The sequence below is a fragment of the Cellvibrio chitinivorans genome (genome assembly GCF_035117775.1).
Lineage (GTDB): Bacteria > Pseudomonadota > Gammaproteobacteria > Pseudomonadales > Cellvibrionaceae > Cellvibrio > Cellvibrio chitinivorans.
In genome coordinates, this window is record NZ_JAYKKN010000003.1 from 104,768 (window position 1) to 130,441 (window position 25,674).

Consider the following 25,674-nt stretch of genomic DNA (forward strand, 5'->3'; position numbering starts at 1 on the left):
AATTTGTGCTTTTATAAAAAAATCCGGCAATCGTGCGACTGCCGGATTTCTTGTTTTAAACAACGCGCGCGAATTAACGCATTGAGTTGCCAATTACACGAATCAATTCACCATCGCTGGTATCGCCGCTCAACTCCCAGAAGAAAGTACCGGCCAAACCTTGTTGATGAACGTAATCCATTTTTCCAGTCATGGTTTGCGGGGTGTCGTAGCTCCACCAGTTGTTGCCACAGAAAGCGTAAGCAGTACCACCCACTGTGCCAGTAGCAGGGCATTTGGCTTTCAACACTTTGTAGTCATCAATACCTGCTTCATAAGTACCTGTTGCAGCACCGGTTGCTGAACCGCCTGGCGCAGCTTGAGTTACACCAGTCCAACCGCGACCGTAGAAGCCAACACCCAACAAAATTTTGCTGGTCGGGATGCCTTTTGATTTCAACAATTGGATGGCATTGTCAGACTGATAACCTGCAATCGGAATACCGGCATACTCATACAGAGCTGAGTGTGGCGCGGTTGGACCAGTTTTATCCCAGGCACCGAAGAAGTCATAGGTCATTGGCATGTAGAAGTCGATGTATTGCGCTGCACCAGCGTAATCAGCCGCATTGATTTTTGCTGTACCAGCACCAATCGCAGAGGTGATTAACAGGTCGCTACCGAAGCGGGCACGCAGTGCTTGCATCAGATTTTTGTAACCAGAGAAGCCACTGGTGGTATCACACTTCAAGCCACACTCGTTCGGATATTCCCAGTCGATATCAATACCATCAAACACATCAGCCCAACGCGCATCTTTCACCAAGTCATAACAAGAGTTGGCAAATGCAGTTGGATTTTGCGCTGCTTGCGGGAAGCCTTCAGACCAAGTCCAGCCACCAAAAGACCAGATGACTTTCAGGCCGGGGTTCATAGCTTTCAGCTTACGCAATTGATTGAAGTTACCGCGCAGAGGTTGATCCCAAGTATCGGCAATACCGTCTACGCTGCCAGCTGCATCATAGGCTTTGTCATAAGCAGCATAAGAATCGCCAATGGTGCACTTACCGTTTTGAACGTTACCGAATGAGTACAGAATGTGAGTCAACTGTGCAGCAGAGCCACTAGTCTGAATATTTTTCACATGATAGTTGCGGCCATAAATGCCCCACTCAGCGAAATAACCCACAACCTTTTTGCCACCCAGCTGTGGAACAGAGCTGCTGCTTGAACTAACAGAACTGGCAACAGATGAACTTGAGCTTGATGCTACCGAGCTAGGCACTGAACTGGAAACAACTGAACTGGCTACTGAGCTAATTACTGAGCTGGAACTTGAAACCACAGAGCTTGGCGCCGAGCTACTTACGACTGAAGAAACTACGGAAGATGACGACGCGGAAGACACAACGCCGCCGCACGCACTGATCAATGTCCAGTGAGCATAAGGACCATTGCTGGTTTCAGGTGCGTTGCCTTGAGTCCAGTAGTTAGCTTTATACAAACTGCCATTGCGCGATACAGTCGCACCGCCGGTATAAACGGCAGCGCTATCCCAAGCGGCAACACCATCACAACCTGCTCCTGCAACAGATGACGCCACTGAAGATGATGCAATCGAACTTTGCACAGATGATGCAACTGAAGAAACGCTGGATGCTGAACTGGTAGTTGTGCCATCACATGCGCCCAAGCTGGACCAGGCATTATTCCACGCCCAACCTACACCCGGCTCGTAAGGACCGCCGACCGAACACCATCCGCCCACTGTGCACGAATAAGCGCTGCCAGCGTTTTGCACTATCGCACCCGAGCTGTATGTGCCAGTTTTATAAGCGGCAACATTGCTACAGTTGTAGGCCTGCGCCTGAACACTGGCTAATGCAGTGATCGACAGCAAACCCAGACTTGATAAAAGCGATAAAGGTTTGAAGGATTTCATTAATTTTCCTCGGACTATTTTTTGTTTTTTAATTCGCGTTTGCTGCAAAAAACCACAGCGAAACGGCTCCCAGACTTGCACTGACAAATCTTTCGATTTGCTTGAACCCCAACTCCCTATGTCATTTTTTTATCCAGTAAACCTGCATCCTTTCGCTTACTTCTCCACTTCTATTAAGACTTGCGTAACAGTTTTTTGGGGCAATACGAATCTTCAGGCAATAGGACGCCCTGAGTGATTACCCAATAAAAAATTAAGAATTGAAATTGAAAAAACACACCCGCACACCCTGCAACAAACAAGGTGGAGTCAATGTCCTGATAAAGAAAAGTCCATGAAAACTACAGTGATTTTCAGTTTGGAAAATCAGTCTTCACTATCATCTTTCTGGCTTGGCACAAGATTTTTATTATTAAATTAATATGACAACACAGAAGACGCTTTGAAATTACACCCCAATGGACAACGTTGTCAACAAAACATTACAAAAATGCTTTACGCGACACATTTTTTATCGGCATGGCAATTTATTGGCGCCAACTTTATGAAATCAGGGGAGACTTTTTATCGAATTGGTGCAGAAAAAGCGGATTTAGCACAGAAATAAGGCAAGGTAAAAAGCTGTAACTTTTGATAATCAACAACACCATCCTTGGTATCGCAGACAAAATTTAGCGGGATTTTTTGATGAGATCGTAAGCGGCCTGAATTTCCTGCGAGCGTTCGGTTGCTGCTTTAATCATATCTTCCGGCATACCCTGCCCGATCAGTTTATCGGGGTGATATTCGCTCATTAATTTACGATAGGCTTTTTTGAGCTCAGCATCGGTAGCCGTCTTTTCGACACCCAAAGCTTCGTAAGCTAAAGCCAACGCATCGGCGCGCGGTACTTGCTGGCCGGCAGACTGATAGCTGCCCTGCCCTTGTCCATACCCCTGACCTTGTCTGAACGCATGTTGTGCGTTGAGCATACGCAGCAGCTGCTCAAATGCAAAACGGGAGAAGCCAAGGCGCTCAGCAACCTGACGCAGAACCTGCGCCTCTTGTTCATCCAATACACCGTCGGACATCGCCAAATTAACCAAATTTACCAACAACATATTGATCAGATTCGGGCTGTTACCACAGTGCCGTTTAAACTCTCCCATCACTACATCGAGATTAAAATCATCTGCAGCGCCCTGCTTGAATAAGCGAATAGCTTCGCGGCGGTGATCGGGCATCAATCCCATTTTTGCCATCAAGGATTCAGTGAGTTGGATTTCTGTTTCACTGACTCTGCCATCGGCTTTAGCCAAATGGCCAAGCAATAAAAATACAGTGGTGAAAAAATTCGCCTGAATCGAATGCAATTGTTCGCTGGACATTTTGGGCGCGAGCGCGCGTTTGCGATCCACAAAAAAATGCCCGAGCAGCGCCCCAGCTATAGCACCAAAGGGGCCGCCCACAATAAGCCCCAGAATAAAACCTGCCAGTTTTCCAATCATAATTTTCTCTTACTCATGTAAATACTTAATCATGTAAGCGCCTAGCCATGTAAAACACTAGGAGCTACAAGACAACATTGAACAGCCCGCTTTATGGCGCGCCCACTCAGGGCGCTTGGCAAAATATTCTTCGTACTCTGGCTGTTCGTCATAGGGTTTGCGCAGCACCTGCAACAAGCGTTCAACCTCGGAGTTATCGCCTTCACTCGCTTTATCAATCGCCTGTTGTGCCATGTAATTGCGCAACACATATTTGGGATTGACGGCATTCATACGCGCGCGCCGCTGCTGATCATCATTGCCCGTCAACACATAATCTTGCTGCAATCGTTGCGCATAGGATCGTAGCCATTTAGCCATACTCGCTTCAGCAGTGTTATCGACTGACTGATAATAAGCTGGGCGCACGATATCAACCCATTGCGCATCTGTGTATTGATGGATGTCATCGAGCGACAAACGCGCAAGCAGACGATAAAAAATCGTCATATCAATTTCTGCGCTTTGCAGCACCTCTAACAGCTCATCGGTGAGCGCTTGATCTTGCGCTGGATCGAATTGGCTCAAGCCCAATTTATTCGCCATATCCCGCTGCGCGCAGCGTTCATATTCGGTGCGATAAATTTCTAATGCTTGTTGTAAAGGTTCAACGGCATTGATCAGCGGATAAATCGCATTGGCAAGCTGGGCAAGATTCCACAGTGCAACACGCGGCTGAGTACTATAGCGATAACGTCGCCCCTGTGCGTCAGTGGTATTGGGGGTCCAATCGGGTTCATAGCCTTCCAGCCAACCGTAGGGTCCATAATCAATGGTTAACCCAAGGATCGACATATTGTCGGTATTCATCACGCCGTGCACAAAACCCACGCGCATCCAATGCGCCATTAATTGTGCAGTTCGAGTGCAAACTTCAATAAACCATTGCAGATAGGTGTCTGTATCAATTTCATCGGATGAACTTTCCAACAAATGAGGAAAGTCGGTGCGGATCGTAAAGTCGGCTAATTTTTTGAGCGTTTCTATATCGCCACGCGCAGAAAAAACTTCAAAATTGCCGAAGCGGGTAAAGCTCGGCGCAACACGACAGACAACAGCACCCGCTTCCAATTGCGGATTGCCGTCATAAAACATATCGCGTCTAACCCACTCGCCAGTCGTGACCAAACTCAATGCGCGTGTTGTAGGGACGCGCAAATGAAACATGGCTTCACTGCATAAAAATTCGCGCACAGAGGAGCGCAACACCGCAAGCCCATCCGCTGTGCGCGAATAAGGAGTTGGGCCAGCGCCTTTTAACTGTAAAGTCCAATGCTGACCATAGTGATTGCGCACTTCACCAAGATTGATCGCGCGGCCATCACCCAATTGCCCAGCCCAATTGCCAAATTGATGGCCACCATAACAACAAGCGTGCGGCTCCATTCCCTCCAGCAGTTGATTACCGGCAAATACTTGCGCAAATTCAGTTTGGGTGAAAATGGATTCAGGCAAATCTATTAACGCGGCAACTTCTGCTGCACCAGCGACCAACTGGGGATTTTTAACCGGCGTAGGATTCACGCGCGAATAAACTGCACCCGCAACCTGACGGCGATAATTTTCCAGTTCAGGATCGGAAGGCAATTCACGCACAAGGCGATTATCAAATTGAAGTTGCTCAAGACGTGTGATCATGATGAAAGCGCGACCAGTTGCTTAGTCAATAATAAATTACTTAGCCAATAAGTAGCTGCTTGGTCAGTAATGAAGAGATAATTAAAACGCGGAGAACTTAAGTATTTCTTAAAACACACCACTTGAAGCAAGTCCAAGTGGCAATTCAACATTAATTGCTATTTAACACCAAGCAATTCGATTCTATAACCATCTGGATCTTCCACGAAGGCAAGAATAGTTGTGCCGTGCAGCATAGGCCCAGGCTCACGCACAATTTTTCCACCCGCCGCGCGAATTTTTTCGCAGGTTGCATAAACATCATCACAACCTAATGCGATGTGACCATAGCCTTTACCAAGATCGTAAGACTCCACACCGTAGTTGTAAGTGAGTTCAATCACCGTATTGTTTTCTTCATCGCCATAACCGACAAACGCCAGAGTGAATTTTCCTTCGGGGTAATCATGTTGGCGCAATAAAGTCATCCCCAAAACTTGAGTATAAAAGTCGAGAGATTTTTGCAGGTTACCAACCCGCAACATGGTGTGAAGCATTCGCATAATGATGTACTACCAATAACGTAAAAAATAAAACAGAGTGATTAAAACTTCTTTGCTGCGCCGACCGTTAGCTGATATTCGCTAACACCCTGCGCATCGCGCTCGGACGTTGGCACAGCAATATCGACATGCACCACATTGCCGATGCGCACTTTGCTGGAACTAAAACGCAAACCAAATCCAACGTCACTCAGCAAAGGGCTATCGCCATACTGGTCTATACCCCAAGCTTTGCCGACATCCAAAAACATAACGGCACCAACACGTAAAATATTGAAGATATGTATATCGGTAAAATAACGGCGTTCAATTGTAAGCACATAGCGTTCATTACCACGCTGATAATCACTAGGGTAACCACGCAGGCCAGTAACATCGCCAACAGTCAACTCTTCATACTGTGCAAGGTCTTGTCCAGCTTCATAAAGGAACCCCATATACCAGCGGCGTTTTTCATCTTGAAAATAATTGTAAGAAAGGTTGATGCCAGCAACGCTACTGTCGATACCTTCAACATCCGAATGATAACGGCCATCTATTTGGAATGTTGATTCAAAAATATGCTGACGATCAAAGTCAATTACGTGACTGTAAGTGCCTATATAGCGAATCACATCATCTGGATTATCAAAATGAGTACCAGCAAAACCCACTCGGAAGCGAATATTTCGCCCCAGTGCTATATCTTCCGGGCGCTGAATTTGATTGACGTTTTTAAATACACCGTAACTATTTTCCAAAAATTGATATTCAATCCAGGGGTAGACAGCCTTGCGATCTGTTGGAATCGACTGCAAGGTATCATCGGTTGCAAAAAAGTTATCTTCTTCGTTGGTAATACCTGCCAACCAACGCTGGGTATGCGTCGATTGAATATCGGTCGCTACGCCGAAATAAACTTCGTTATACATCGTCTGATGTCGGAAGGAATTAATTTCTTCATCCATGTGGCGAATGGGAGCTTCCAAACTTTCATCTTTCGTATAGAAGCCGGCAGCCCAAGGCGTCTCCAACGAATAAAATGGATGGGAGATATCCACCAAGGTATCGCGGCCATCACTGGTATCGGCGTAATAGAGTTTGGTTGCGATTTGCGAGTTAAAAATATGCGGATTACTGAACTCGTAAAGAATCATATTCCGTTCAGTATTTTCTTCGTAACCAATAGTTAAACTGTTGCCCGAGCCCAAGATATTGCCATCGGCAATCGCAAAACCGGATTTAGTTCCCTCAGATTCTTTGCTTACCGAAAACTGTGGCTCTAATGCCCAGGCATCCTGAGTTACCACCATAATATCCAACTGCTCGGCACACACAGTAAGCGGCACTATATAGGCGTTAGTCAAATAAGGGCGCGCGCGCAAAATACGCTCACTCTCCTGAATTTTTTTGACTTCCAGCTGCTCACCTTCTTCAAATAATAATTGGGCACGTACAACGCCGGGGCGAGTATTAATATGAAGTTTATTTAGAAATAAATAGAGGCTGTTATTTTCATCGGGGTCGTCTTTATCAAACACCGACATGCTGGTGAATTCAATTTTGCGAATACGTTTTCCTTGCAAATCATCAAACGCATGGGAATCAACGCGCGTTTCTTTAGCGTCAGCCACTTTAATGCGTTTGCCGGAAAAGCTTTCACAGCTTGCATCTATTTCGGTAGTTTCAGCAACCGTTTCACCATAGGCAGCACAGGATAAAAATCCCGCAACAGCAATCCATAACACATGCGTGACACCAAAAAATCCAATCCGCTGGTTTTTGATCATAGAGATATCTCAATCACCACTGACAACAAAATAAGGCTTTGTATGTATTTCGACCCAAAAATATGCCATCAGTTTCAAGTCCAATAGCAGTGCACCTTAGCATGGTGCATTTCGCTAGCCTAGCACGACACTGTTAAGAGTTTTTATTCGGACGCGTTCGATGATGAATCCAAGTTGTGATTATGCATTTGGGTGTGATCCATTTCTGCATGGTTTGTAGTTGAATGGTTCATATCAGAATGATTTATGTGCGAGTGATCCATTTCTGAATGATTCATTTGCGAATGGTCGATTTCTAAATGATCCATCGAGTGATGATTATGCTGATGGCTGCCATGTCCACCGCCCCAAATGGTCCAGACACCAAATAAAATCACAACCATCGCAACGCTCCGGCGGATATGGCGACGTTGCAATAAGCGCGCAAGTTGCTGGGCAGCAAAACCGGTCGCCAATACCGTAGGTAAAGTACCCAAGCCAAAGGCGAGCATAATCAATCCTCCGCCGAGCGCTTGCCCTTGTGCCATTGCATAAGCCAAAGCTGAATACACGAGCCCGCACGGCAACCAACCCCAAATACCCCCTAGCGCAATAGCCTTAGGTAGGTTATCTACCGGCATGAGCGCCTTACCTATAGGTTGTATATACACCCAAAGATAACGACCAGCAGTTTCCAAATAGGTCAACCCGCGCCACCAATTGGCCAGATACAAACCCATTGCAATCAGTAGTACTCCCGCCAGCCAGCGCAGCCATTGTGCACCGCCCGATTCGGTAATCTGGTGTGCAAATAGCCCAACCAAAACCCCCATCACCGCATAACTGAAAATTCGCCCGAGGTTATAACCCAGCAAAATTAACCAGCGCCGTGCTTTGGCATTGGTCGGAACCGCCATACTAAGCGCCCCCATAATACCGCCACACATACCCACGCAATGGGCGCTACTAAACATACCGAGCAAAAAAGCCGCGGCAAGGGCTGGCCAATCGATTGTCATACTGAGGGAGTCTTATCGTCTGGAGTGTTGTTTGATGCAGAGTTTGGAGTAGAAGATGCTTCTGGCGCAGTTTGATTGCTCGGCTTTTTGTCGGCATCAAACAAAATGCGATGGGCCTCGGTATCGAGGTTGTCGTATTGGCCATTATTGATGGCCCAGAACATCACCTTGATCGCCAAACCGATAAAGATTAGAGCGCAAGGAACGAGAAAATACAGGCTTTCCATGAACAGCTCACAGGTTAAATTACTGGCGTTAGGTCACTTGGTTAAACGCAGCGCATTGAAAATAACGATCAGCGAGCTGGCAGTCATACCAATCGCCGCCAGCCAAGGTGGAATCATACCAGCCGCTGCTAAAGGCAAGGCGAGAAGATTGTAAATCAATGAAAAGCGCAGGTTTTGAGCGATAACCGCTTTGGTGCGCTGGGCGATATCCAAAGCTTCAGCAATCACCTCAAGGCGATCATTGAGCAGTACCGAGTCGGCGCGGGTTTGCGCCAAGTCCGATGCCGATGCCATAGCGACAGACACATCCGCACCGGCCAATACCGGCACATCATTAATGCCGTCACCGATCATCAGCACCTTATCACCTGCGGCTTGGCGCTCGCTCAGATGCGACAATTTGTCGCTTGGTTTCGCACCGGCTACATAATCATCTATGCCGAGCTGCTGCGCTAACTGCGCAACGCTGCCCGATTGATCACCACTGAGTAGCTCAACTGCGATACCACGTGCCTTTAACTTTTCGATCAGGCTGGCGGCATCGGGGCGAACTTCATCAACCAGCGCAATCCACGCCAATGGCTGCTGCTCATTTGCCAATAACAACCAAGTATGTAGAGCATCTGGCAACTCCGGCACATTTGCCCGATCGCCCAATAATTCGAGTACAAACTCAACTGTGCCCAAACGATAAGTCAATTCTTGAATGTTGCCCTCGACACCCGCTGCGGTAATTTGTTTGATGTTGGTTGCTGTCTCACGGCCTTGCCAATGATGAAATGCCGCCGCCAAAGGGTGATTGGAGCCAGACTCCAAGGCCGCTGCCCAACCGAGCAACTGATCGCTACTGACATCAACCCCGGCGAATGGCTGCACTTGGTCAACTACGAACTTACCTTTGGTGAGGGTGCCGGTTTTATCAAAAATCACCCTTGTGACAGAGTGCAAGGTTTCGACCACATGCCCACGCGCAACTAAAAAACCCTGTTTGCGCAGATTGGCAGTCGCAGCCGACAAGGCAGCTGGCATCGCAAGTGCGAGAGCGCAAGGGCAAGTGACCACCAACACTGAAAGCGTTACCCAGAGCGCATGATCAGGGCGATACCAAAGCCAGAATGCAAAAACTGCCGTACATACAATTAGTAAGCGGGCGATAAAAAAGCGGGCAATGCGATCTGCTGCCAGCACCTGTTGCGGCTTTTCATCTGCCGCCTGAGTCGCCAAGCGCTCAATGGCCGAGAGTTGAGTTGCAGCCCCCAAAGCCGTCACCTCAACCTTAAGCGGGCTGTGATTGTTCAAGGTGCCAGCGATGACCATATCGCCCAGCTGCTTGGGCACCGGACGGGACTCACCAGTCAGCAGCGCTTCTACCACCTCACTCTCCCCCGCCACTACTCGACCATCGCAAGGAAAGGTTTCGCCTGCTTTCACCAGAATCAGGTCGCCCAGCTGCAGGGTTTTTATCGGGATGGAGCGTTCAACTTCGCAGCCATTTTCCTCTCGTAGACAACAGGCAGTGAGCGGCATGAGCTGCGCGAGATTACCAAATGCCAAACGGTTGCGATGACGCGCGCGCAGCTCCACATAACGCCCCACCAGCAAAAACAGGGTAAACATAGAGACGGATTCAAAGTAGACCTCGCCCGTCCCCGATACTGTCGCCCAAACGCTGGCGAGATAGGCCAAACCAATCGCTAACGCGACCGGCACATCCATCACCAAATGGCGCATTTGAATACTGCGCCACGCGGCCTGAAAAAACGGCCAGGCAGAGAAAAACACCACTGGCGTTGCCACCAGCATCGACAACCAGCGTAGAAAATCCAGCCAGAAATCAGTCGCGCCGGTATACATCCCCACCGCCACCATCATCGCCTGCATGGTGCCAAAACCCGCAACACCTATGCGAAACAGAGCGATACGATTCTCTTTTTTGATCAGCTGCTGCTGTTGGTCGTCGGTCGCGGGGCGCGGCAAATAGCCAATACTGGCGAGGGATTGGAAAATCTCACTGAGCGGAAATTGCCCATCCCAGACAATAGCGCAGCGATGAGTACTGAGGTTTACCGTGACTGACTGAATGGCCGGATTCTGTTTAAGATGCGCTTCAACCAACCAGCTACAAGCGGCGCAGCTAATGCCTTCCAGCAAAAGATTGGCTTGTTTTAATTGCTCGCTAAATGGGATTACAAACTCGGATTGCACTTCGGGAAGGTCGTAAATATCCCAACGCTGCGAAGCCTGACCGGCATATTCAGGACGATCATTATTGGTAGTACGGAATTGATAAAAACTGTCCAAGCCACCATCGACAATCGCCATTGCCACCGCCTGACAGCCGGGGCAACACATGCGGTGCACTTTGCCTTGAATGGTGACTGGATAATTACTGGCGGGAGGAACTGGCAGGCCGCAGTGATAACAAGCCTGCTCTAAAGATTCGCCGGTAATAGACTGACTTGCCATTAACTATTGAACGCGCGGCGCCAGAAGTGTGTTTTCCGAAGCGCGGAAATCAATGTCGCCGCTCAGAGTCCAGGGCGCATCATTACGCTGGGCAATGTCGCTGATAGGATAAAGCGTCAGATACCATGAAAATTCGGGTTCAGCCACCAACTCACCGCGATACTGACCGGGCGCAATCGCACGCAGACTGATGAGCTGATCTTTGGCCGCTTTAACCGGATGCCCCATCAACAACAGCATTTGCTCTGGCATCAAGCTGGCGTCGGCAGGTGGATTGGTAATCGCCAGCATCACTTCACCCGTGGTGCGATCAAAGCTCAAATTGCCGCTCAACCCCAAGGCTTGCGCACGCTTATCCTGCTCCAGCGTTTGGTTAATCATGCGCCCTTCTTTGTAATAATTATCGATGATGACATCGTCTGCGCCTTTCAGAGCGATAGTGACAGTGATACTGCACATAATCATGATGTAAATCAGCGGACTAAATACAAACCAGAACCAAAACTGGCGATACCAAGGCTTTTGGCTTTCATCTGTTGTTTCGTCTTTTAGCTCTTTCTGTAAAACGCTCATGCTAATACCTTAAAAACAATTCTTAAGAACAATTCCCGCCCTATTACCAATACTAGGGACCGATAAAAGTAGTGGTATTTGTTGTTGTAATCTCAGGATTTTCCCGCGCACGAACGCGGAACTGAATTTCCGATTTTTTACTCTTTAATTCCGACTGTTTGACCGACACCCGCACCGGAATTGTCAGCACTTCACCTTCAACTGCGGGGACAGCTTTGTAACCCTGCACATCAAACTCATAAGCTCCGGTTACTTCGACATCATAAATATGAGTGCTGCGATCCATATTGCTGATTTTGAGGGTGTAGACGTTTTGAATTGTATCCTCCACCACGCGATACATACGCACGCCGCGGTCGCGTTGCGCCTCCAAGCCCACAGGCACACGGGTGGCGATGGAATAGATGAACAGGGAAATCATAATCGTCAACATCAAGCCATAACCCAGCAAGCGCGGACGGAACACCTTGGTTTTGCCGGTTTGGATGGCATCTTCGGTGGTAAAACTAATCAGGCCGCGAGGATAGTCCATCTTATCCATCACGCTATTACAGGCATCAACGCATAAACCGCAGTCGATACATTCAGCTTGTAATCCATCGCGGATATCAATATCCACCGGACATACCTGCACGCACCAAGAGCAGTCGATGCAGTCACCCATGCCTTGTGCTTTGTAATCCACACCAGATTTACGCGGGCCACGCTTCTCACCGCGCAGGCTATTGTAGGACACGGTCAAGGTGTCATGGTCATACATCACCGCCTGAAAACGAGCATAAGGGCAGATGTACTTACAGAATTGCTCACGCATGAAGCCGGCATTCATGTAGGTCGCCGCCACATAAAACAGCACCCAAAATGCCGTAATCAAATCCAGATGAAAGGTAAAAAAGCCCACCACTAATTCGCGAATTGGCGTGAAATAGCCCACAAAGGTAATCGCAGTCACCAGTGAGATCGCAATCCAAATAAATTGCTTTGCGCCCTTGCGCCAGATTTTCTCAATATTCCACGGCTGGGCATCCAGTTTTATGCGTTTGTTGCGATCACCTTCGCAAAGGTGCTCAGCCCAGATAAACATCTGTGTCCACACAGTTTGCGGGCAAGTAAATCCACACCAGACCCGACCAACTAGCACAGTAACGGTAAATAGTAGAAAGGCTGCAATCACAAGTAACCACGCGAGATACATAGCATCTTGCGGCCAAAAAGTGAGCCAGAGGATATGAAATTTACGCTCGGGAAGATCAAACAGGATCGCGGGACGGCCATCGATCACAAGCCATGGCATCAGCAAGAAACCAAGCATAAGCGGCAGACCGGTATAGCGGCGCAAACGCTGATAAAAACCGGTGATGCGACGGGTGTAGATTTTCTCATCCGCCTCGTAAAGACTAACGTAGCGAATACTCGTCTCACTAGGTGATGGCGACTGATCTGGTGCTTTCTGTTCACTCAAAGGGAATTACCTCTTTGCTACTGCGATGGAAGCTAAGCCATCTACAACGCAGATTGAGCGCGAAAAAAAAGGCAGGCCTGAGCCTGCCTTCCTTGGGGAGAAAATTACTCGTTTAACGATTAATTTTCTTCCAGCGACAGGCTATATACATAAGCCGCCAACAAATGGATGCGATCTTCCTTCAACAGCTCTTGCTGTGCTGGCATTACACCATTGCGACCATCGCGGATGGTTTGGCGGATAGTGGCTGGTTCACCACCATACAGCCAGATTTTGTCAGTCAAATTTGGTGCACCCACCAACTGATTACCTTTACCGTCAGCTGCATGGCAAACAACGCAATTTGTAGCAAACAACTTGGAGCCAGCTTCTGCTTTAGCAGCATCGTGCTCACTGCCAGAAAGTTGCAGCACATATTCGGCTACTTGAGCCACTCCTTCTTCACCAATCACACCGACCCAAGCTGGCATCGCCGCTTTACGTCCATGGGTAATGGTTTCCAGAATTTTTTCAGGGGTGCCGCCATAGAGCCAGTCTTTATCTGTCAGATTGGGGAAACCTGGGTTTCCACCGCCGTCAGCCCCGTGGCAGATTGCACAGTTGTTAGAGAACAGGCGGAAGCCCATCTTGAGCGCATCCGGGTTCTTGGCAACATCTTCAATTGGCATTTTTGAGTAGACGCCATAGGTCTCGGCATAAACGGCTTGGGCTTTCTCCTGATCGCCACGCAACTCACCTACCGAAGTCCAGCCGCCAGCACCTTTCCACGCCCCCATACCAGGATAGAGAACCAAATATCCAATCGAAAATACAAAGGTCAATATGAACATCCAAAACCACCAGCGCGGCAGCGGATTGTCATATTCTTCAATACCGTCATACACGTGACCGGTTGTTTGTGCTTCCTTACTTGCCTCACCAATTACCGCTTTTTTGCGGTTAGCCATGAGAATCCAAAACAACAGCACCAGATTGGTGGTTGTCAGGATAATGATCCAAAGACTCCAAAAAGTACTCATATATAAAATCCGCCCCTAATCGATGATCACTTGCGATCATCTGTCTGGTTGTTTTCTGGCTGCTTTGCGGTTTGTCCAGTTTCTTTTTCATCATCCGCAAAGGGTAATTTCGCATCCTCTTCAAAGCGTTTTTTCAATCTGGGTGAAAAGGCCCAAAAACAAACTCCGAAGAACGCAATTGTTACCAACACGGTAGAAATGGCGCCAACTGTACCGGCATCCATTAGCGCTTCTCTTTGAGCAATAAGCCCAGGTTTTGCAAGTAAGCGACCAATGCATCCATTTCTGTTACACCTTGTACAGCTTGCTTGGCACCGGCGAAGTCTTCTTCAGTGTATGGAACACCTACTTTAGCCAGTGCGCGCATTTTGCCTTCAGTGTGTTTGCCATCCAGCTTGTGATCGTACAAGTGTGGGTAAGCAGGCATGATTGACTCAGGCACTACGATACGAGGATTAAACAAGTGAACTTTGTGCCAGTCATCCGAGTAACGACCACCTACACGTGCCAGATCAGGACCAGTACGTTTTGAGCCCCACAAGAATGGATGTTCATAAACCGACTCACCTGCTACCGAGTAGTGACCATAACGCTCAACTTCGGCACGCAATGGACGCACCATCTGGGTGTGACACACGTGACAACCTTCGCGGATATAAATATCGCGGCCTTCCAATTGCACAGCGTTCAGAGGCTTCAAACCTTCAATCGGGGTGGTAGTTTGCTTCAGGAAGAATTGAGGAACAATTTCTACCAAACCACCAAAGCTGATAGCGACAACCATCAATACAGTCATCAAGCCAATATTTTTTTCTACTATTTCATGACCTTTCACGGCATTCCCCTTAAACAGCTGGTGCCTGAGCAGGCTGATTAGCAGTATCAACAGCTGGACCAGCTGCTTTTACGGTGCGATATGTGTTGTATGCCATGATCAGCATGCCTGTCAGGAAGAAGGCACCACCAATAGCACGCATGATGTAACCGCCTTTGCTGAATACAACTGTTTCAATGAAGCTGTAAGTCAGAGAACCATCGGGGTTGAATGCACGCCACATCAAACCTTGGCCGATACCGTTGATCCACATAGCCACCACATAAAGTACGGTACCTACAGTTGCCAACCAGAAGTGCAAGTTGATCAGTTTTACGCTGAACATTTCTTCGCGGTTAAACAGTTTTGGCAGCATGTGGTAGAGAGCGCCGATAGAAATCATCGCAACCCAGCCCAGTGCACCTGAGTGAACGTGACCAACAGTCCAGTCAGTGTTGTGCGACAGTGCGTTTACGTTTTTGATTGCCATCATCGGGCCTTCAAAGGTAGACATACCGTAGAAAGAAAGAGCTACTACAAGGAAGCGCAAGGTAGGGTCGGTGCGCAACTTATGCCATGCACCTGAGAGCGTCATAATCCCATTGATCATACCGCCCCAGCTAGGAGCCAGAAGGATCAGCGACATCACCATACCCAAAGATTGAGTCCAATCCGGCAATGCTGAGTAGTGCAAATGGTGAGAACCAGCCCAAATGTACAGAGAGATCAGCGCCCAGAAGTGAACAATCGACAACTGATAAGAATAAACAGGGCGACCGGCTTGCTTTGGAACGAAGTAATACATCATCCCCAGAAAACCTGCAGTCAGGAAGAAACCTACAGCGTTATGGCCGTACCACCATTGCACCATGGCATCGGCAGCTCCAGCGTAAGCTGAATAAGATTTGGTGAGAGTAACTGGAACAAAGGCGCTGTTAACGATGTGCAGAACGGCGACGGTTACGATAAAACCACCGTAGAACCAGTTAGCAACATAGATGTGCGAAGTGCGACGTTTAACGATGGTACCGAAGAATACAACCGCGTAAGAGATCCAAACCAGTGCCAAGAGGATATCGATTGGCCACTCCAGTTCAGCGTATTCTTTTGCTGAGGTCATGCCCAAAGGCAGAGTAATCACGGCCAATACGATAACTGCTTGCCAACCCCAGAAAGTAAAGGGAACCAACCAGCCACCAAATAAAGATGTCTGACAGGTACGTTGAACTACGTAATAAGAAGTAGCAAACAAGGCACAACCGCCGAACGCGAAGATTACGGCATTAGTGTGCAACGGGCGCAGACGACCGAAGCTGGTGTAAGGTTGAAACAGGTCATTCAGACCCGGCCAAACCAATTGAGAAGCGATAAGTACCCCAATTCCCATCCCAACTATGCCCCAGACAATGGTCATGATGGAGAATTTGCGCACTATATCGAAGTCGTATACTGGAGGATCTCCAGCTACTGTCGCATGACTACCCATAGGACTTTCCTATTACTTAAAAGAAAAATGAAAACTTTTGTCTCTGTCAGCGCTATTGATCGCCTGAGCTACACGGCACTTTTGAACCCGCCTATGAACACTCAATAAGCAAATTCAAAACGAGTAAATTTATAACAATCCTATAACCCTACTTTAGGTGCGGCATTTTGCCTCATGAGAGGTAATTTGTCTCACCCAAGTCAGTTCAGGATTGATATTTATCAAATTATTTATGCACTTTTAACCGTGCACAGAGCACTTTTGGTTAATAGACAAACAATAGGTCATTAATTGGCAACCCGCATCCGCAAGTGGATACGAGCGCCACAATGTTTTAAACCACGTGCTTTACTTGATGAGAGTACGGCCTTTGTTGGCAGCGATGCGCATACGCAGAGCGTTCAGCTTGATAAAGCCTTCCGCATCCTTCTGGTTGTATGCACCAGCATCATCTTCAAAGGTAGCTACTTTTTCATCGAAGAGGCTGTCAGCTGAACGGCGGCCAACCACTTGCACAGAACCTTTGTAGAGTTTCACACGCACGTCACCATTTACGTGAACTTGTGACTCATCGATCATCGCCTGCATCATCAGACGCTCAGGGCTCCACCAGTAACCGTTGTAGATCATCTCGGCGTATTTCGGAATCAAGCTATCTTTCAAGTGAGCCACTTCGCGATCAAGAGTGATTGACTCAATCGCGCGGTGTGCACGCAGCATGATGGTGCCACCGGGGGTTTCGTAACAGCCGCGTGACTTCATGCCCACGTAGCGGTTTTCAACGATATCCAAACGACCGATACCATTTTCACCACCCACTTTATTCAGGTAAGCCAGTACGGTTGCAGGTGACATTGGTTTGCCGTCGATAGCAACGATGTCGCCTTTTTCATAAGTCAGTTCAAGATAGGTAGCCTTGTCTGGTGCTGCTTCAGGAGCAACAGTCCAGCGCCACATATCCTCTTCAGCTTCAGTCCATGGATTCTCCAGAACCTTGCCTTCGTAAGAGATGTGCAACAGGTTGGCATCCATAGAATAAGGAGATTTTTTCTTCTTGGTGAAATCCACCGGAATATTGTGTTGCTCACAGTAGGCCATCAGAGTTTCGCGGGAAGTTAGATCCCACTCACGCCAAGGAGCAATTACTTTGATGCCTGGCTTGAGCGCATAAGCACCCAGCTCGAAACGCACTTGGTCGTTACCCTTACCGGTAGCACCGTGAGAGATAGCATCGGCGCCCACTTCGTTCGCGATTTCGATCAAACGCTTGGCGATCAGCGGACGAGCAATAGAAGTACCCAGCAGGTATTCGCCTTCATAAATGGTGTTGGCGCGGAACATGGGGAATACGAAATCGCGAACAAATTCTTCGCGCAGGTCATCGATGTAGATTTGCTTAACACCCAGCGCTTCGGCTTTGGCGCGCGCTGGCTCTACTTCTTCGCCCTGACCAATGTCAGCGGTGAAGGTAATAACTTCGCAGTTGTAGTTTTCTTGTAACCATTTGACGATTACGGAGGTGTCGAGGCCGCCGGAATAGGCCAACACAACTTTCTTGATAGATGACATGGGAAGCTCCCGCTATTACTCGTTGACAATTCGCCGGCACAAGCCGCAGACCAGTACCTACTTGGGCGCGGAATTGTACTCGCAAGCAGACCAAATTCCCACACTTGACGGGTTTAAATAGCGGCTTTTCGCGCTAAATGAAAACATCTCTCAGGCACAAGCAAACCATTGACGCAAAAAACAAAAAGCAGCCCTAAAAGCTGCTTTTTGTGATGTGAGTTAATTGGTGAAGGTTAGAGGCGGAAGGTAGACACCTTGGCATTCAGCGCACTCGCCAAATCCTGCAGACTTTGCGCACGGGCATCCCCCTGATGCGCTACCGCGGCTGAGTTATCCGCCACCTGCTTAATGGAATTGATATTGTTCAATACCTCTTTCACCACGTGACTTTGCTCTTCCGCTGCCGTCGCAATCTGTACCGCCATACCGCTAATTGCCCCCACTGCGGCGTTGATTTTGTCGAGGGAACTGGATGCGTGATCGGCGTTGTCTACACTGCCAGTCGCCAAGCGGCGCCCCTCTTCCATAATCGCCACGGCATTTTGCGCGGTGGATTGCAGCGAGCCGATCATCGCCTGAATCTCTTCAGTGCTAGCATGGGTGCGCTGCGACAACACTCTCACTTCATCAGCCACCACCGCAAAACCCCTGCCCTGTTCGCCTGCACGCGCAGCTTCAATCGCCGCATTAAGTGCCAACAAATTGGTCTGCTCGGCGATCCCCTGAATAGTCGCGAGAATGCCGCTGATATTTTGCGCATTGCTGTTCAGTGTGGAAATCACAGTACCCGCCTGTTCAACTTTATTGGCGAGCACCACAATAGAATCGCGGGTTTTATCCACCTGCTGTTTGCCATCGCTCGCACTCGCCACCGACTCGCGTACCGAATCGGCGGTATGTTCGGCGTGATGCGCGATTTCCTGCGTAGCATTGGTCATCTCGTTCATGGCCTGAACCACCATGCCGATTTGCTGCTGCTGAACATCCAGCTCGCGCACAGAGCTTACCGCTGAATCCGCCATAGAGCGGGCGTTATCTTGCAAGTCAGTCGCCTGAGCGCGAATGTGCTTTACCAGATCATTCATATGCTCAACGAAGGAGTTGAAGTTGGCTGCCAACACACCGACTTCATCATTGGATGTCACTGGCAGGCGGCGCGATAAGTCACCCCCACCCGAGGCAATATCCGATAGCGATTGGGAAACATTATGTAACGGCCCGAGCAGCACTCCGTTAAACCAGTTGAGTGCAACCAGCGTTGTCACCAGCAAGACCAAAATCGCCGCCAACTGCCCCATCAAATCCGACTGTACCGGGCTGATCAATAGCTCGCGCTCCAGCACCATAATCAAAGTCAAATCGGTGCCGGGAATGACATCAGCAAAAATTTGCATAGTCGTGCCATTCAACTCAATCAGATGCAGTTCCTCTTTGGCGCGCAACAGCTGCTCCAACATGCCCTTGGTTAAATCAGGCGACACATCCAATAACGGCTTATTGAGCAGATTGCTATCCGCATGAGCAAATACCTTGTCGCCGCGGGCGATAAACATATAGCCGTTGCCCGGCAAGTCGATGTCGCGCAACTGCTGGACGATGTTATCGATGACCACATCGATCCCGAGAATCGCCTTGATACTGCCATCGCTATTGATCACCGCGCGGCCGAGCGACACCACATTTTTGCCGGTCGCCGATGCAACCGAAGGCATATCGATATAGGTTTCACGCGGGTTTTTAGCCGCTGCTATATACCAGCCCCAGACGCGCGGATCGTCATTGCCCGCCGCCATCACCAGATTATTGGCGTTATAGAGCTTGCCATCGGCAAAGGCTAAAAAGCTGTTATCCACATCGGCCGATACTTTCACTTGAGTGAGATGCGCGTTGTAGCTCTCCTCGGTTGCGCTTGCAGGAAAACCTTCCAGTGCCTTGCCTTTGAGCGCAAACCAGTCGTGAACATATTTACTAAAAGTGGCAGAAATACCGGCGACTTGCCGGTGAATATTGACCTCCATCGCCTTGATGGCCGAGGAGTAAGAGAGATAGGAAACGGCACAGCCGACCAGTAATAGGGATACGGCGACCGATGCACTGATTTTTTTACGTAAAGACCAGCGAGCTGACATTGTTTGACCTCCAACCGAGTGGCCCCCTCCGCAAGCGGACGGGAATATAGTTATTAATGGAAAGTAATTATTAAAGTTCCGGCCAGATCCTTTCCTTTTTGTACCTGACCTTTGTGGTGAAGCTTGTTACTAAAAACGGGGATTGCACCTCCTAATGTTGAGTTTTATGGGTTCTAGAGCGCTGTATTTTTGTCGTTGGTTGATGTGCTTTGAAAAAAGCCGCGCTTCAGGAGTATAGATTCAAAACGCCAGTTTTAACCTATCGGCATAAGCACTCAGTTGCTTTAGCAGATTTCGTTGTAGATCAGTGATATTTTCATCTGCCGCTAAAACCTGTAAGCGCTGCTCAAACTCACCGAGGGTCAAGCTTGCCTGAGCGGCTTTATCGTTTAAGCGCGCGCGACAAAATGCCTGCCAACGCTGTTGCTCTTTATCACTCAAGCTATCGGGGAAATTGCGCGCGCGATAGCGAAACAGCAGCTCCTGCAAACGCGAATCGCGAAAATCAAAATCGCCATTGGCGAGGGTTTCTGGCGCAGCCTTACGCACTTGAGCCATCAAGCGCTTGTCGTGATCTTCAAAAAAACCGCTGTAGAGCATCTGCTCCGGGTCGGTTTTGTCGGCAAATTCCTGCGAACTGTAGAGCTGAAACAGCTTTTGCTGGAGTAGTTGCTGCTCCTGCAAACTGAGGTTGCGTAGCGTTTGCCAATGTTGCTCGGCGCGAGTTTTATCAATCGTCAATCGCTCTGCGGTTGCATCGTCCAGCATGGAGGTTGGCAGCAGCATGGGGGTTTTGTTGAGATGGATTTCCTTGAGTGCCAGCCGCTCGACGCCCTCGGACAAATCTTCGGTGCGGGTAAACAGACGCAGTTTTAATTCCTCGACCGGCAAGGTCAGCAGCGCTTGCGGATCAGAACCTAAATTAAATGCGATGACTGAATTCTTGTTAGTTGGATGCATCGCCAGCGGCAATACCAATGCCGCATTGCCATTTTGGGAGGAAAAGCGCGAGGAGATATGCAGCAGCGGTTTATGGCTGTCGATATCAATCAAACTGGCGACAAAACGCTTATCGCGCAATTTATAGGCGTAATCGTAAAGTTTGGGCTGGCGGGTTTTGATGAGCTTGGCCACCGCGATAGTCGCATAGACATCCGAAAGCGCATCGTGCGCGGCTTCGTGTTTGAGGTTGTTGGCCTTGCTGAGTATCTCCAATTTAAAACAGGGTGTGCCGTCCTCGTAATTCGGCCACTCAATACCCTCAGGGCGCAGGGCGCGAGTCATGCGCACCATGTCGATAATGTCCCAGCGTGAATTGCCATAGCGCCACTCGCGCTCGTAGGGATCATAAAAGTTGCGATAAAGCGTATAGCGCGTCACTTCATCGTCGAAGCGAATGGAGTTGTAACCCACACCGCAGGTGCCGGGGCGCGACAGTTCGGTGTGGATCGCGGCGATAAATTGATACTCGGGCAAACCGCGTTCGGCCGCTACTTGCGGTACCAAACCCGTCACCAAACAGGCTTCTGGCTTGGGCAGTAAATCCGCAGCAGGTTTGCAGTAAATCATCAGCGGTTCGCCGATAATATTTAAGTCTTCATCGGTGCGGACACCCGCAAATTGCGAGGGCTTATCCAGCGCAGGTACTTCGCCCCAGGTTTCGTAATCGTGCCAATAGAGGGTATTTTGCACTGCGGTTTTCATCGTTGTTATGCCCTTCACCAATCCAGCTACATTCATGATTAACTACATTTCAGTAAGGGCGCAATGTAACACTCGGCTTCCGCTTTCCCCTATACTGCGGCCTGATTTTTGCGTCTTCTGATGTCGCACTTTAAAAGTACAACATAATGTCTATATGTGTTTGCCTGGAGATATGTCATGAGTGATTTAGAGAGTTTATTTGCCGCCAACCAGAAGTGGGCAGAAGACATTAAACGGGATGACCCCGAATTCTTTTCCAATCTGGCCAAGCAACAAGCGCCGGAATACCTGTGGATTGGCTGCTCTGATAGTCGTGTGCCTGCTAACCAGATTCTCAACCTCGCACCCGGTGAGATTTTTGTGCACCGCAACATTGCCAACGTAGTTATTCACACCGATCTGAATTGCATGACGGTATTGAATTACGCGGTGGAGTTTTTGAAAGTGAAACACGTGATGGTGACCGGCCACTATGGTTGCGGCGGTGTAAGAGCGGCGCTGGATAACCAAAAACTGGGCTTGATCGACTACTGGCTGCGCAACATTCGCGATGTGTACTACGCGAACAAAAATGTTCTCGATCGCCTGAGTGATCAGGATCAGCGCGTAGACCGCTTATGCGAACTCAACGTTATCCAGCAAGTTGATAACATTTCGCGCAGCAACATCGTGCAAAACGCATGGGAGCGCGGCCAGGAATTAACTATCCACGGCTGGATTTACGATATTCACGACGGCATTCTGCACAAACTGACGCCGCCAATTTCATCTATTGAGCAAATCCCCGAGCAATACCGCCTTTACTAAGGCGGTATTGCTCGCCTAATGGCGATTGCCATCACGACAACGAACTGACACGGGCAGCAAATAGCTGCTCGGTTTTCGCAGCCATGATGGCATCGTTTTCATGTAGCCCTTTGATTTTGTGTGTCCACCAACTGACTTTCACCCGCCCCCATTCAGTTAGTAACGCGGGATGATGATTATTTTTCTCCGCCAACTCCCCTACCGTTTGGGTAAACCCCAAGGCCTGCATAAAGTTGTCAAAACGATAAACTCGCGTCAAATGATTTACCCCATCAACTACCTCTAATGACCACGCTGGCAATTGCACAAGTACCGTTTTGATCTCTGCATCACTCAGTGCAGGCGCATCGGCGCGGCATGCAGTACAGATTTTTTCGAACAGCTCGCTCATCACACACCTCCATAACTTAGAGTCGATTTCCAGAACCCATTTGTTTGATTCTAGCCAAGAGCGCTGCTCCCATTTTGTCCAGTTCAACCGTCTGCTCAACACCACCACACAGCACAGCCTCTTTCGGCATTCCATATACCACGCAGCTCTCTTCATCCTGAGCAAAGGTATAACCTCCGTGGCTGCGAATATCCAACATGCCGCGTGCACCGTCTTTACCCATACCCGTTAATAAAACACCGATCACATTTTTACCTCCGACCCGCGCAACTGATTCCATCATTACATCGACAGCGGGTCGGTGCCGATGAACTGGTTCAGCATCAGATAGTTTTACTTTGTAATCAGCACCAGAGCGCTCGACAATTAGATGATGCCCGCCCGGTGCGAGGAATGCGTGCCCCGGTAGAATACGCTCACCACCCTTTGCCTCCACCACATGCAGGCGCGTAGTTTTATTAAGCCGTTCAGCATAAGTACGAGTAAACCCAGCGGGCATATGTTGCGTTATTACAATTCCTGGAACTGCAGAAGGCAATTGAACCAGTAAGTCTTTGATCGCCTCAGTTCCACCGGTAGAGGCACCAATCGCAATAATTTTTTCCGTGCTTTGCAAATTAGTGTTCGAATGGAGCTTTTGTTCCGATGTAAATTCAGTGCGATGTTTTTTGATGAGAGGTTTGACACGTACCGTTGCTGCCGCACGGATTTTTTCCAGAATAATTTCAGCGTATTCGCGGATTCCGCTCGTAACGCCCAACTTGGGTTTGGGTATAAAATCCACTGCCCCCAGCTCCAAAGCTCTTAAGGTTGCATCAGCCCCATCTTCTGTCAGAGTCGAAATCATCACTACCGGAGTCGGCCTCGCAGCCATGAGCTTCTCTAAAAAACTTAATCCATCCATGCGCGGCATTTCAATATCCAGTGTGATGACATCTGGTGTGAATTGATTAACCAGATCACGAGCCACATAAGCATCAGGGGCGGTGCCAACCAACACCATATCGGAAGCATCGCGAATAATTTCAGCCAACAAACTCCGCACTAGCGCTGAATCATCTATGACTAACACTTTAATGGGCATAATTTCATCTCACACTTAACCACTACTTGAACAAATCGATTAGTCAAATAACTCCACTTCGCCACTCTTGGGAGTAAATTTAACCCGCATACGATATTCACTTTCACGGTCAGTAATAGTGCTGTTGTGTAACGTTTTAATTTTTTTAACCAATACCTGTCCCGTATCTGGAAAAAAATACACTTTGCGAGGGAACTCTCCTAATAAATCCTGAGCGACCACAGGGATTTGTTCTACATCCAAATAATCAAGGACAAACTCTGCATTTCGCTGTCCGACATTATTCACCGTCATCCCCCGCAGCACATTTCCGCCGCCAAACACTTTGGCCTCAAAGCGCGAACGATTACCACCCATTTTTAATAATTGATTGATCAGCAACTCCATTGCGTATACGCCATAGCGAGCTGATTCTGTTAGTAACCCGGACTCACTGGCGGTATCCGTTGGCAAGAGAAAATGATTCATGCCTCCCATACCGGTAAACTTATCGCGCAGGCAAACAGCAACACATGACCCCAGTACAGTGACAATCATTTTATCGCCTGTGGAAACATAGTATTCACCCGGTAAAATTTTCACCGCGTTGCGATCAAAATAGCGATCAAAGTAAAGATTCGGCGTGAAGTGGGTATTATTTTCGTAGCTCATCGTTATTTTCCAAAGTGCTGCGATGAGCAAGGCGATATGTAGTTTTATCTACTATGTGGACAAGATGGGAGGCGTGCGAAAAACTTTCAGAATGTCCAGCGATATATAAACCATCTGACTCTAATAATGCCGTCATCCGTGCCAGCAAAGTTAATTGTGTTGGCTTATCAAAGTAAATCATGACATTGCGGCAAAATATAACATCGAATTTCCCTTCTAATTGCCAGCTCTTATCCAACAAATTGATTTGCCGAAAATCGATAAGCTTACGCAATTCATCAATGACTTTTGCTTTTCCTGAATTGCGCCCTTTTCCGCGCAAAAAAAATTGTTTTTTTTGTGCTTGACTCAACGCGTCCAACCGCTCCAAATCGTATATACCGGTAGCAGCTGTGCGCAAAACATTACTATCAATGTCCGAAGCGACAATTTTAACTGGCGGCTTATAACTGCCATAGGCTTGCACTAAGGTCATAGCAATGGAATAAGGCTCTTCTCCAGTACTGGATGCTGCACACCAAATGCGACAAGGTCTATTATTCCGATGTTTCGCAACAAAATTGGCAAGAATAGTAAAGTGATGCTCTTCGCGAAAAAAGGCGGTCAAGTTTGTCGTTAGCGCATTAATAAACTCTTGCAACTCTTGAGTATTGGAATCCAGATAGTTCAAATACTCATTGAATGTCGTAAGTTTGAGTATGCGCAAGCGCCGCGCGAGACGACTGTACACTAATTGTTTTTTACTATCCCCCAAATGAATTCCCGCTTTCCGATGGATAGTTGCTTTCACCCGAATAAAATCGGCCTCGGCATATTTGAACTCGTGTACCGAATCTTCACTCACCCTAATCATCCTGGTTTAGCAATTCATCAAAGTAGCAGCAGTACTGCTACTCAC

General features: G+C 48.4%; 23 protein-coding genes. 2 read left to right on the forward strand and 21 right to left on the reverse strand.

Going from position 1 to position 25,674, the window contains the following annotated elements:
• Window positions 1-73: 73 nt before the first annotated feature.
• Window positions 74-1,921 carry a glycosyl hydrolase family 18 protein gene (locus tag SPL68_RS10320; RefSeq protein WP_323815054.1) on the reverse strand — a complete coding sequence of 616 codons (1,848 nt, stop codon included), beginning with the start codon at window positions 1,919-1,921 and terminating at the stop codon, window positions 74-76.
• Between the two features lie 442 nt (window positions 1,922-2,363).
• Between SPL68_RS10320 and SPL68_RS10325 the strand changes: the two genes are divergently transcribed.
• A complete protein-coding gene (locus SPL68_RS10325) occupies window positions 2,364-2,528 on the forward strand; it encodes a hypothetical protein (RefSeq protein WP_323815055.1) in 165 nt (54 codons plus the stop codon).
• A 64-nt stretch (window positions 2,529-2,592) separates the two neighbouring features.
• On the opposite strand, the gene djlA is transcribed toward SPL68_RS10325, so the two are convergent.
• From djlA to sbcB, 16 genes are all read right to left on the reverse strand, one after another.
• Window positions 2,593-3,408 carry a co-chaperone DjlA gene (gene djlA, locus SPL68_RS10330; RefSeq protein WP_323815057.1) on the reverse strand — a complete coding sequence of 272 codons (816 nt, stop codon included), beginning with the start codon at window positions 3,406-3,408 and terminating at the stop codon, window positions 2,593-2,595.
• A gap of 57 nt (window positions 3,409-3,465) precedes the next feature.
• Window positions 3,466-5,085: a protein adenylyltransferase SelO gene (locus SPL68_RS10335; protein ID WP_323815058.1), complete on the reverse strand. Its 1,620-nt coding sequence runs from the start codon at window positions 5,083-5,085 to the stop codon at window positions 3,466-3,468.
• Window positions 5,086-5,243: 158 nt separating this feature from the next.
• Window positions 5,244-5,627 (reverse strand): lactoylglutathione lyase, encoded by a 384-nt coding sequence (gene gloA, locus SPL68_RS10340; RefSeq protein ID WP_323815059.1) that lies wholly within the window; start codon window positions 5,625-5,627, stop codon window positions 5,244-5,246.
• A 41-nt stretch (window positions 5,628-5,668) separates the two neighbouring features.
• Complete coding sequence (locus SPL68_RS10345) at window positions 5,669-7,396, reverse strand: BamA/TamA family outer membrane protein (RefSeq protein ID WP_323815060.1); 1,728 nt, start codon at window positions 7,394-7,396, stop codon at window positions 5,669-5,671.
• A 143-nt stretch (window positions 7,397-7,539) separates the two neighbouring features.
• The gene (locus tag SPL68_RS10350; RefSeq protein WP_323815061.1) at window positions 7,540-8,394 is read right to left on the reverse strand and encodes a sulfite exporter TauE/SafE family protein; all 855 of its coding nucleotides are present in this window, start codon (window positions 8,392-8,394) and stop codon (window positions 7,540-7,542) included.
• The gene (ccoS, locus tag SPL68_RS10355) at window positions 8,391-8,621 is read right to left on the reverse strand and encodes a cbb3-type cytochrome oxidase assembly protein CcoS (protein ID WP_323815063.1); all 231 of its coding nucleotides are present in this window, start codon (window positions 8,619-8,621) and stop codon (window positions 8,391-8,393) included. Before ccoS ends, SPL68_RS10350 begins: the two co-directional genes overlap by 4 nt.
• Window positions 8,622-8,654: 33 nt before the next feature.
• Window positions 8,655-11,087 (reverse strand): heavy metal translocating P-type ATPase, encoded by a 2,433-nt coding sequence (locus SPL68_RS10360; RefSeq protein WP_323815064.1) that lies wholly within the window; start codon window positions 11,085-11,087, stop codon window positions 8,655-8,657.
• Between the two features lie 3 nt (window positions 11,088-11,090).
• Window positions 11,091-11,660, reverse strand: coding sequence for a FixH family protein (locus SPL68_RS10365; protein ID WP_323815065.1), 570 nt, complete (start codon window positions 11,658-11,660; stop codon window positions 11,091-11,093).
• 52 nt (window positions 11,661-11,712) lie between these two features.
• Window positions 11,713-13,122 carry a cytochrome c oxidase accessory protein CcoG gene (ccoG, locus tag SPL68_RS10370; protein WP_323815066.1) on the reverse strand — a complete coding sequence of 470 codons (1,410 nt, stop codon included), beginning with the start codon at window positions 13,120-13,122 and terminating at the stop codon, window positions 11,713-11,715.
• A 119-nt stretch (window positions 13,123-13,241) separates the two neighbouring features.
• Window positions 13,242-14,141 (reverse strand): cytochrome-c oxidase, cbb3-type subunit III, encoded by a 900-nt coding sequence (ccoP, locus tag SPL68_RS10375; protein ID WP_323815067.1) that lies wholly within the window; start codon window positions 14,139-14,141, stop codon window positions 13,242-13,244.
• A 26-nt stretch (window positions 14,142-14,167) separates the two neighbouring features.
• Window positions 14,168-14,365, reverse strand: coding sequence for a cbb3-type cytochrome oxidase subunit 3 (locus SPL68_RS10380; RefSeq protein WP_323815068.1), 198 nt, complete (start codon window positions 14,363-14,365; stop codon window positions 14,168-14,170).
• Window positions 14,365-14,976 (reverse strand): cytochrome-c oxidase, cbb3-type subunit II, encoded by a 612-nt coding sequence (ccoO, locus tag SPL68_RS10385; protein ID WP_323815069.1) that lies wholly within the window; start codon window positions 14,974-14,976, stop codon window positions 14,365-14,367. The genes SPL68_RS10380 and ccoO overlap by 1 nt, the downstream gene beginning before the upstream one ends.
• A gap of 10 nt (window positions 14,977-14,986) precedes the next feature.
• Complete coding sequence (gene ccoN, locus SPL68_RS10390; RefSeq protein ID WP_323815070.1) at window positions 14,987-16,441, reverse strand: cytochrome-c oxidase, cbb3-type subunit I; 1,455 nt, start codon at window positions 16,439-16,441, stop codon at window positions 14,987-14,989.
• Window positions 16,442-16,789: 348 nt separating this feature from the next.
• Window positions 16,790-18,010: an argininosuccinate synthase gene (locus SPL68_RS10395; protein ID WP_323815071.1), complete on the reverse strand. Its 1,221-nt coding sequence runs from the start codon at window positions 18,008-18,010 to the stop codon at window positions 16,790-16,792.
• A gap of 233 nt (window positions 18,011-18,243) precedes the next feature.
• The gene (locus SPL68_RS10400) at window positions 18,244-20,139 is read right to left on the reverse strand and encodes a methyl-accepting chemotaxis protein (protein ID WP_323815072.1); all 1,896 of its coding nucleotides are present in this window, start codon (window positions 20,137-20,139) and stop codon (window positions 18,244-18,246) included.
• Between the two features lie 240 nt (window positions 20,140-20,379).
• Window positions 20,380-21,879 (reverse strand): exodeoxyribonuclease I, encoded by a 1,500-nt coding sequence (gene sbcB, locus SPL68_RS10405; RefSeq protein WP_323815073.1) that lies wholly within the window; start codon window positions 21,877-21,879, stop codon window positions 20,380-20,382.
• 141 nt (window positions 21,880-22,020) lie between these two features.
• On the opposite strand from sbcB, the gene can reads away from it, so the two are divergent.
• Window positions 22,021-22,650: a carbonate dehydratase gene (can, locus tag SPL68_RS10410; protein ID WP_323815074.1), complete on the forward strand. Its 630-nt coding sequence runs from the start codon at window positions 22,021-22,023 to the stop codon at window positions 22,648-22,650.
• Between the two features lie 31 nt (window positions 22,651-22,681).
• Here the strand turns inward: can and SPL68_RS10415 are convergent, their stop codons facing one another.
• From SPL68_RS10415 to SPL68_RS10430, 4 genes are read right to left on the reverse strand one after another with little or no spacing between them, the layout of a single operon-like run.
• Entirely contained in the window at window positions 22,682-23,041 is a 360-nt protein-coding gene (locus SPL68_RS10415; RefSeq protein ID WP_323815075.1) for a 4a-hydroxytetrahydrobiopterin dehydratase, read from the reverse strand.
• A 16-nt stretch (window positions 23,042-23,057) separates the two neighbouring features.
• Complete coding sequence (locus SPL68_RS10420) at window positions 23,058-24,125, reverse strand: protein-glutamate methylesterase/protein-glutamine glutaminase (protein WP_323815076.1); 1,068 nt, start codon at window positions 24,123-24,125, stop codon at window positions 23,058-23,060.
• 39 nt (window positions 24,126-24,164) lie between these two features.
• Window positions 24,165-24,776 (reverse strand): chemoreceptor glutamine deamidase CheD, encoded by a 612-nt coding sequence (gene cheD / locus SPL68_RS10425; protein ID WP_323815077.1) that lies wholly within the window; start codon window positions 24,774-24,776, stop codon window positions 24,165-24,167.
• The gene (locus tag SPL68_RS10430; protein WP_323815078.1) at window positions 24,760-25,620 is read right to left on the reverse strand and encodes a CheR family methyltransferase; all 861 of its coding nucleotides are present in this window, start codon (window positions 25,618-25,620) and stop codon (window positions 24,760-24,762) included. Before SPL68_RS10430 ends, cheD begins: the two co-directional genes overlap by 17 nt.
• Between the last annotated feature and the right edge of the window lie 54 nt (window positions 25,621-25,674).

What these genes read in the sequence shown, in the direction of transcription:
- SPL68_RS10350 (WP_323815061.1), bottom strand. Translation starts at nt 8,394, where the DNA reads ATGACAATCGATTGGCCAGCCCTTGCCGCGGCTTTTTTGCTCGGTATG.
- ccoP (WP_323815067.1), bottom strand. Translation starts at nt 14,141, where the DNA reads ATGAGTACTTTTTGGAGTCTTTGGATCATTATCCTGACAACCACCAAT.
- SPL68_RS10420 (WP_323815076.1), bottom strand. Translation starts at nt 24,125, where the DNA reads ATGCCCATTAAAGTGTTAGTCATAGATGATTCAGCGCTAGTGCGGAGT.
- ccoS (WP_323815063.1), bottom strand. Translation starts at nt 8,621, where the DNA reads ATGGAAAGCCTGTATTTTCTCGTTCCTTGCGCTCTAATCTTTATCGGT.
- SPL68_RS10415 (WP_323815075.1), bottom strand. Translation starts at nt 23,041, where the DNA reads ATGAGCGAGCTGTTCGAAAAAATCTGTACTGCATGCCGCGCCGATGCG.
- gloA (WP_323815059.1), bottom strand. Translation starts at nt 5,627, where the DNA reads ATGCGAATGCTTCACACCATGTTGCGGGTTGGTAACCTGCAAAAATCT.
- SPL68_RS10320 (WP_323815054.1), bottom strand. Translation starts at nt 1,921, where the DNA reads ATGAAATCCTTCAAACCTTTATCGCTTTTATCAAGTCTGGGTTTGCTG.
- can (WP_323815074.1), top strand. Translation starts at nt 22,021, where the DNA reads ATGAGTGATTTAGAGAGTTTATTTGCCGCCAACCAGAAGTGGGCAGAA.
- ccoN (WP_323815070.1), bottom strand. Translation starts at nt 16,441, where the DNA reads ATGGGTAGTCATGCGACAGTAGCTGGAGATCCTCCAGTATACGACTTC.
- SPL68_RS10400 (WP_323815072.1), bottom strand. Translation starts at nt 20,139, where the DNA reads ATGTCAGCTCGCTGGTCTTTACGTAAAAAAATCAGTGCATCGGTCGCC.
- SPL68_RS10395 (WP_323815071.1), bottom strand. Translation starts at nt 18,010, where the DNA reads ATGTCATCTATCAAGAAAGTTGTGTTGGCCTATTCCGGCGGCCTCGAC.
- djlA (WP_323815057.1), bottom strand. Translation starts at nt 3,408, where the DNA reads ATGATTGGAAAACTGGCAGGTTTTATTCTGGGGCTTATTGTGGGCGGC.
- SPL68_RS10335 (WP_323815058.1), bottom strand. Translation starts at nt 5,085, where the DNA reads ATGATCACACGTCTTGAGCAACTTCAATTTGATAATCGCCTTGTGCGT.
- SPL68_RS10360 (WP_323815064.1), bottom strand. Translation starts at nt 11,087, where the DNA reads ATGGCAAGTCAGTCTATTACCGGCGAATCTTTAGAGCAGGCTTGTTAT.
- SPL68_RS10365 (WP_323815065.1), bottom strand. Translation starts at nt 11,660, where the DNA reads ATGAGCGTTTTACAGAAAGAGCTAAAAGACGAAACAACAGATGAAAGC.
- sbcB (WP_323815073.1), bottom strand. Translation starts at nt 21,879, where the DNA reads ATGAATGTAGCTGGATTGGTGAAGGGCATAACAACGATGAAAACCGCA.
- SPL68_RS10380 (WP_323815068.1), bottom strand. Translation starts at nt 14,365, where the DNA reads ATGGATGCCGGTACAGTTGGCGCCATTTCTACCGTGTTGGTAACAATT.
- SPL68_RS10345 (WP_323815060.1), bottom strand. Translation starts at nt 7,396, where the DNA reads ATGATCAAAAACCAGCGGATTGGATTTTTTGGTGTCACGCATGTGTTA.
- cheD (WP_323815077.1), bottom strand. Translation starts at nt 24,776, where the DNA reads ATGAGCTACGAAAATAATACCCACTTCACGCCGAATCTTTACTTTGAT.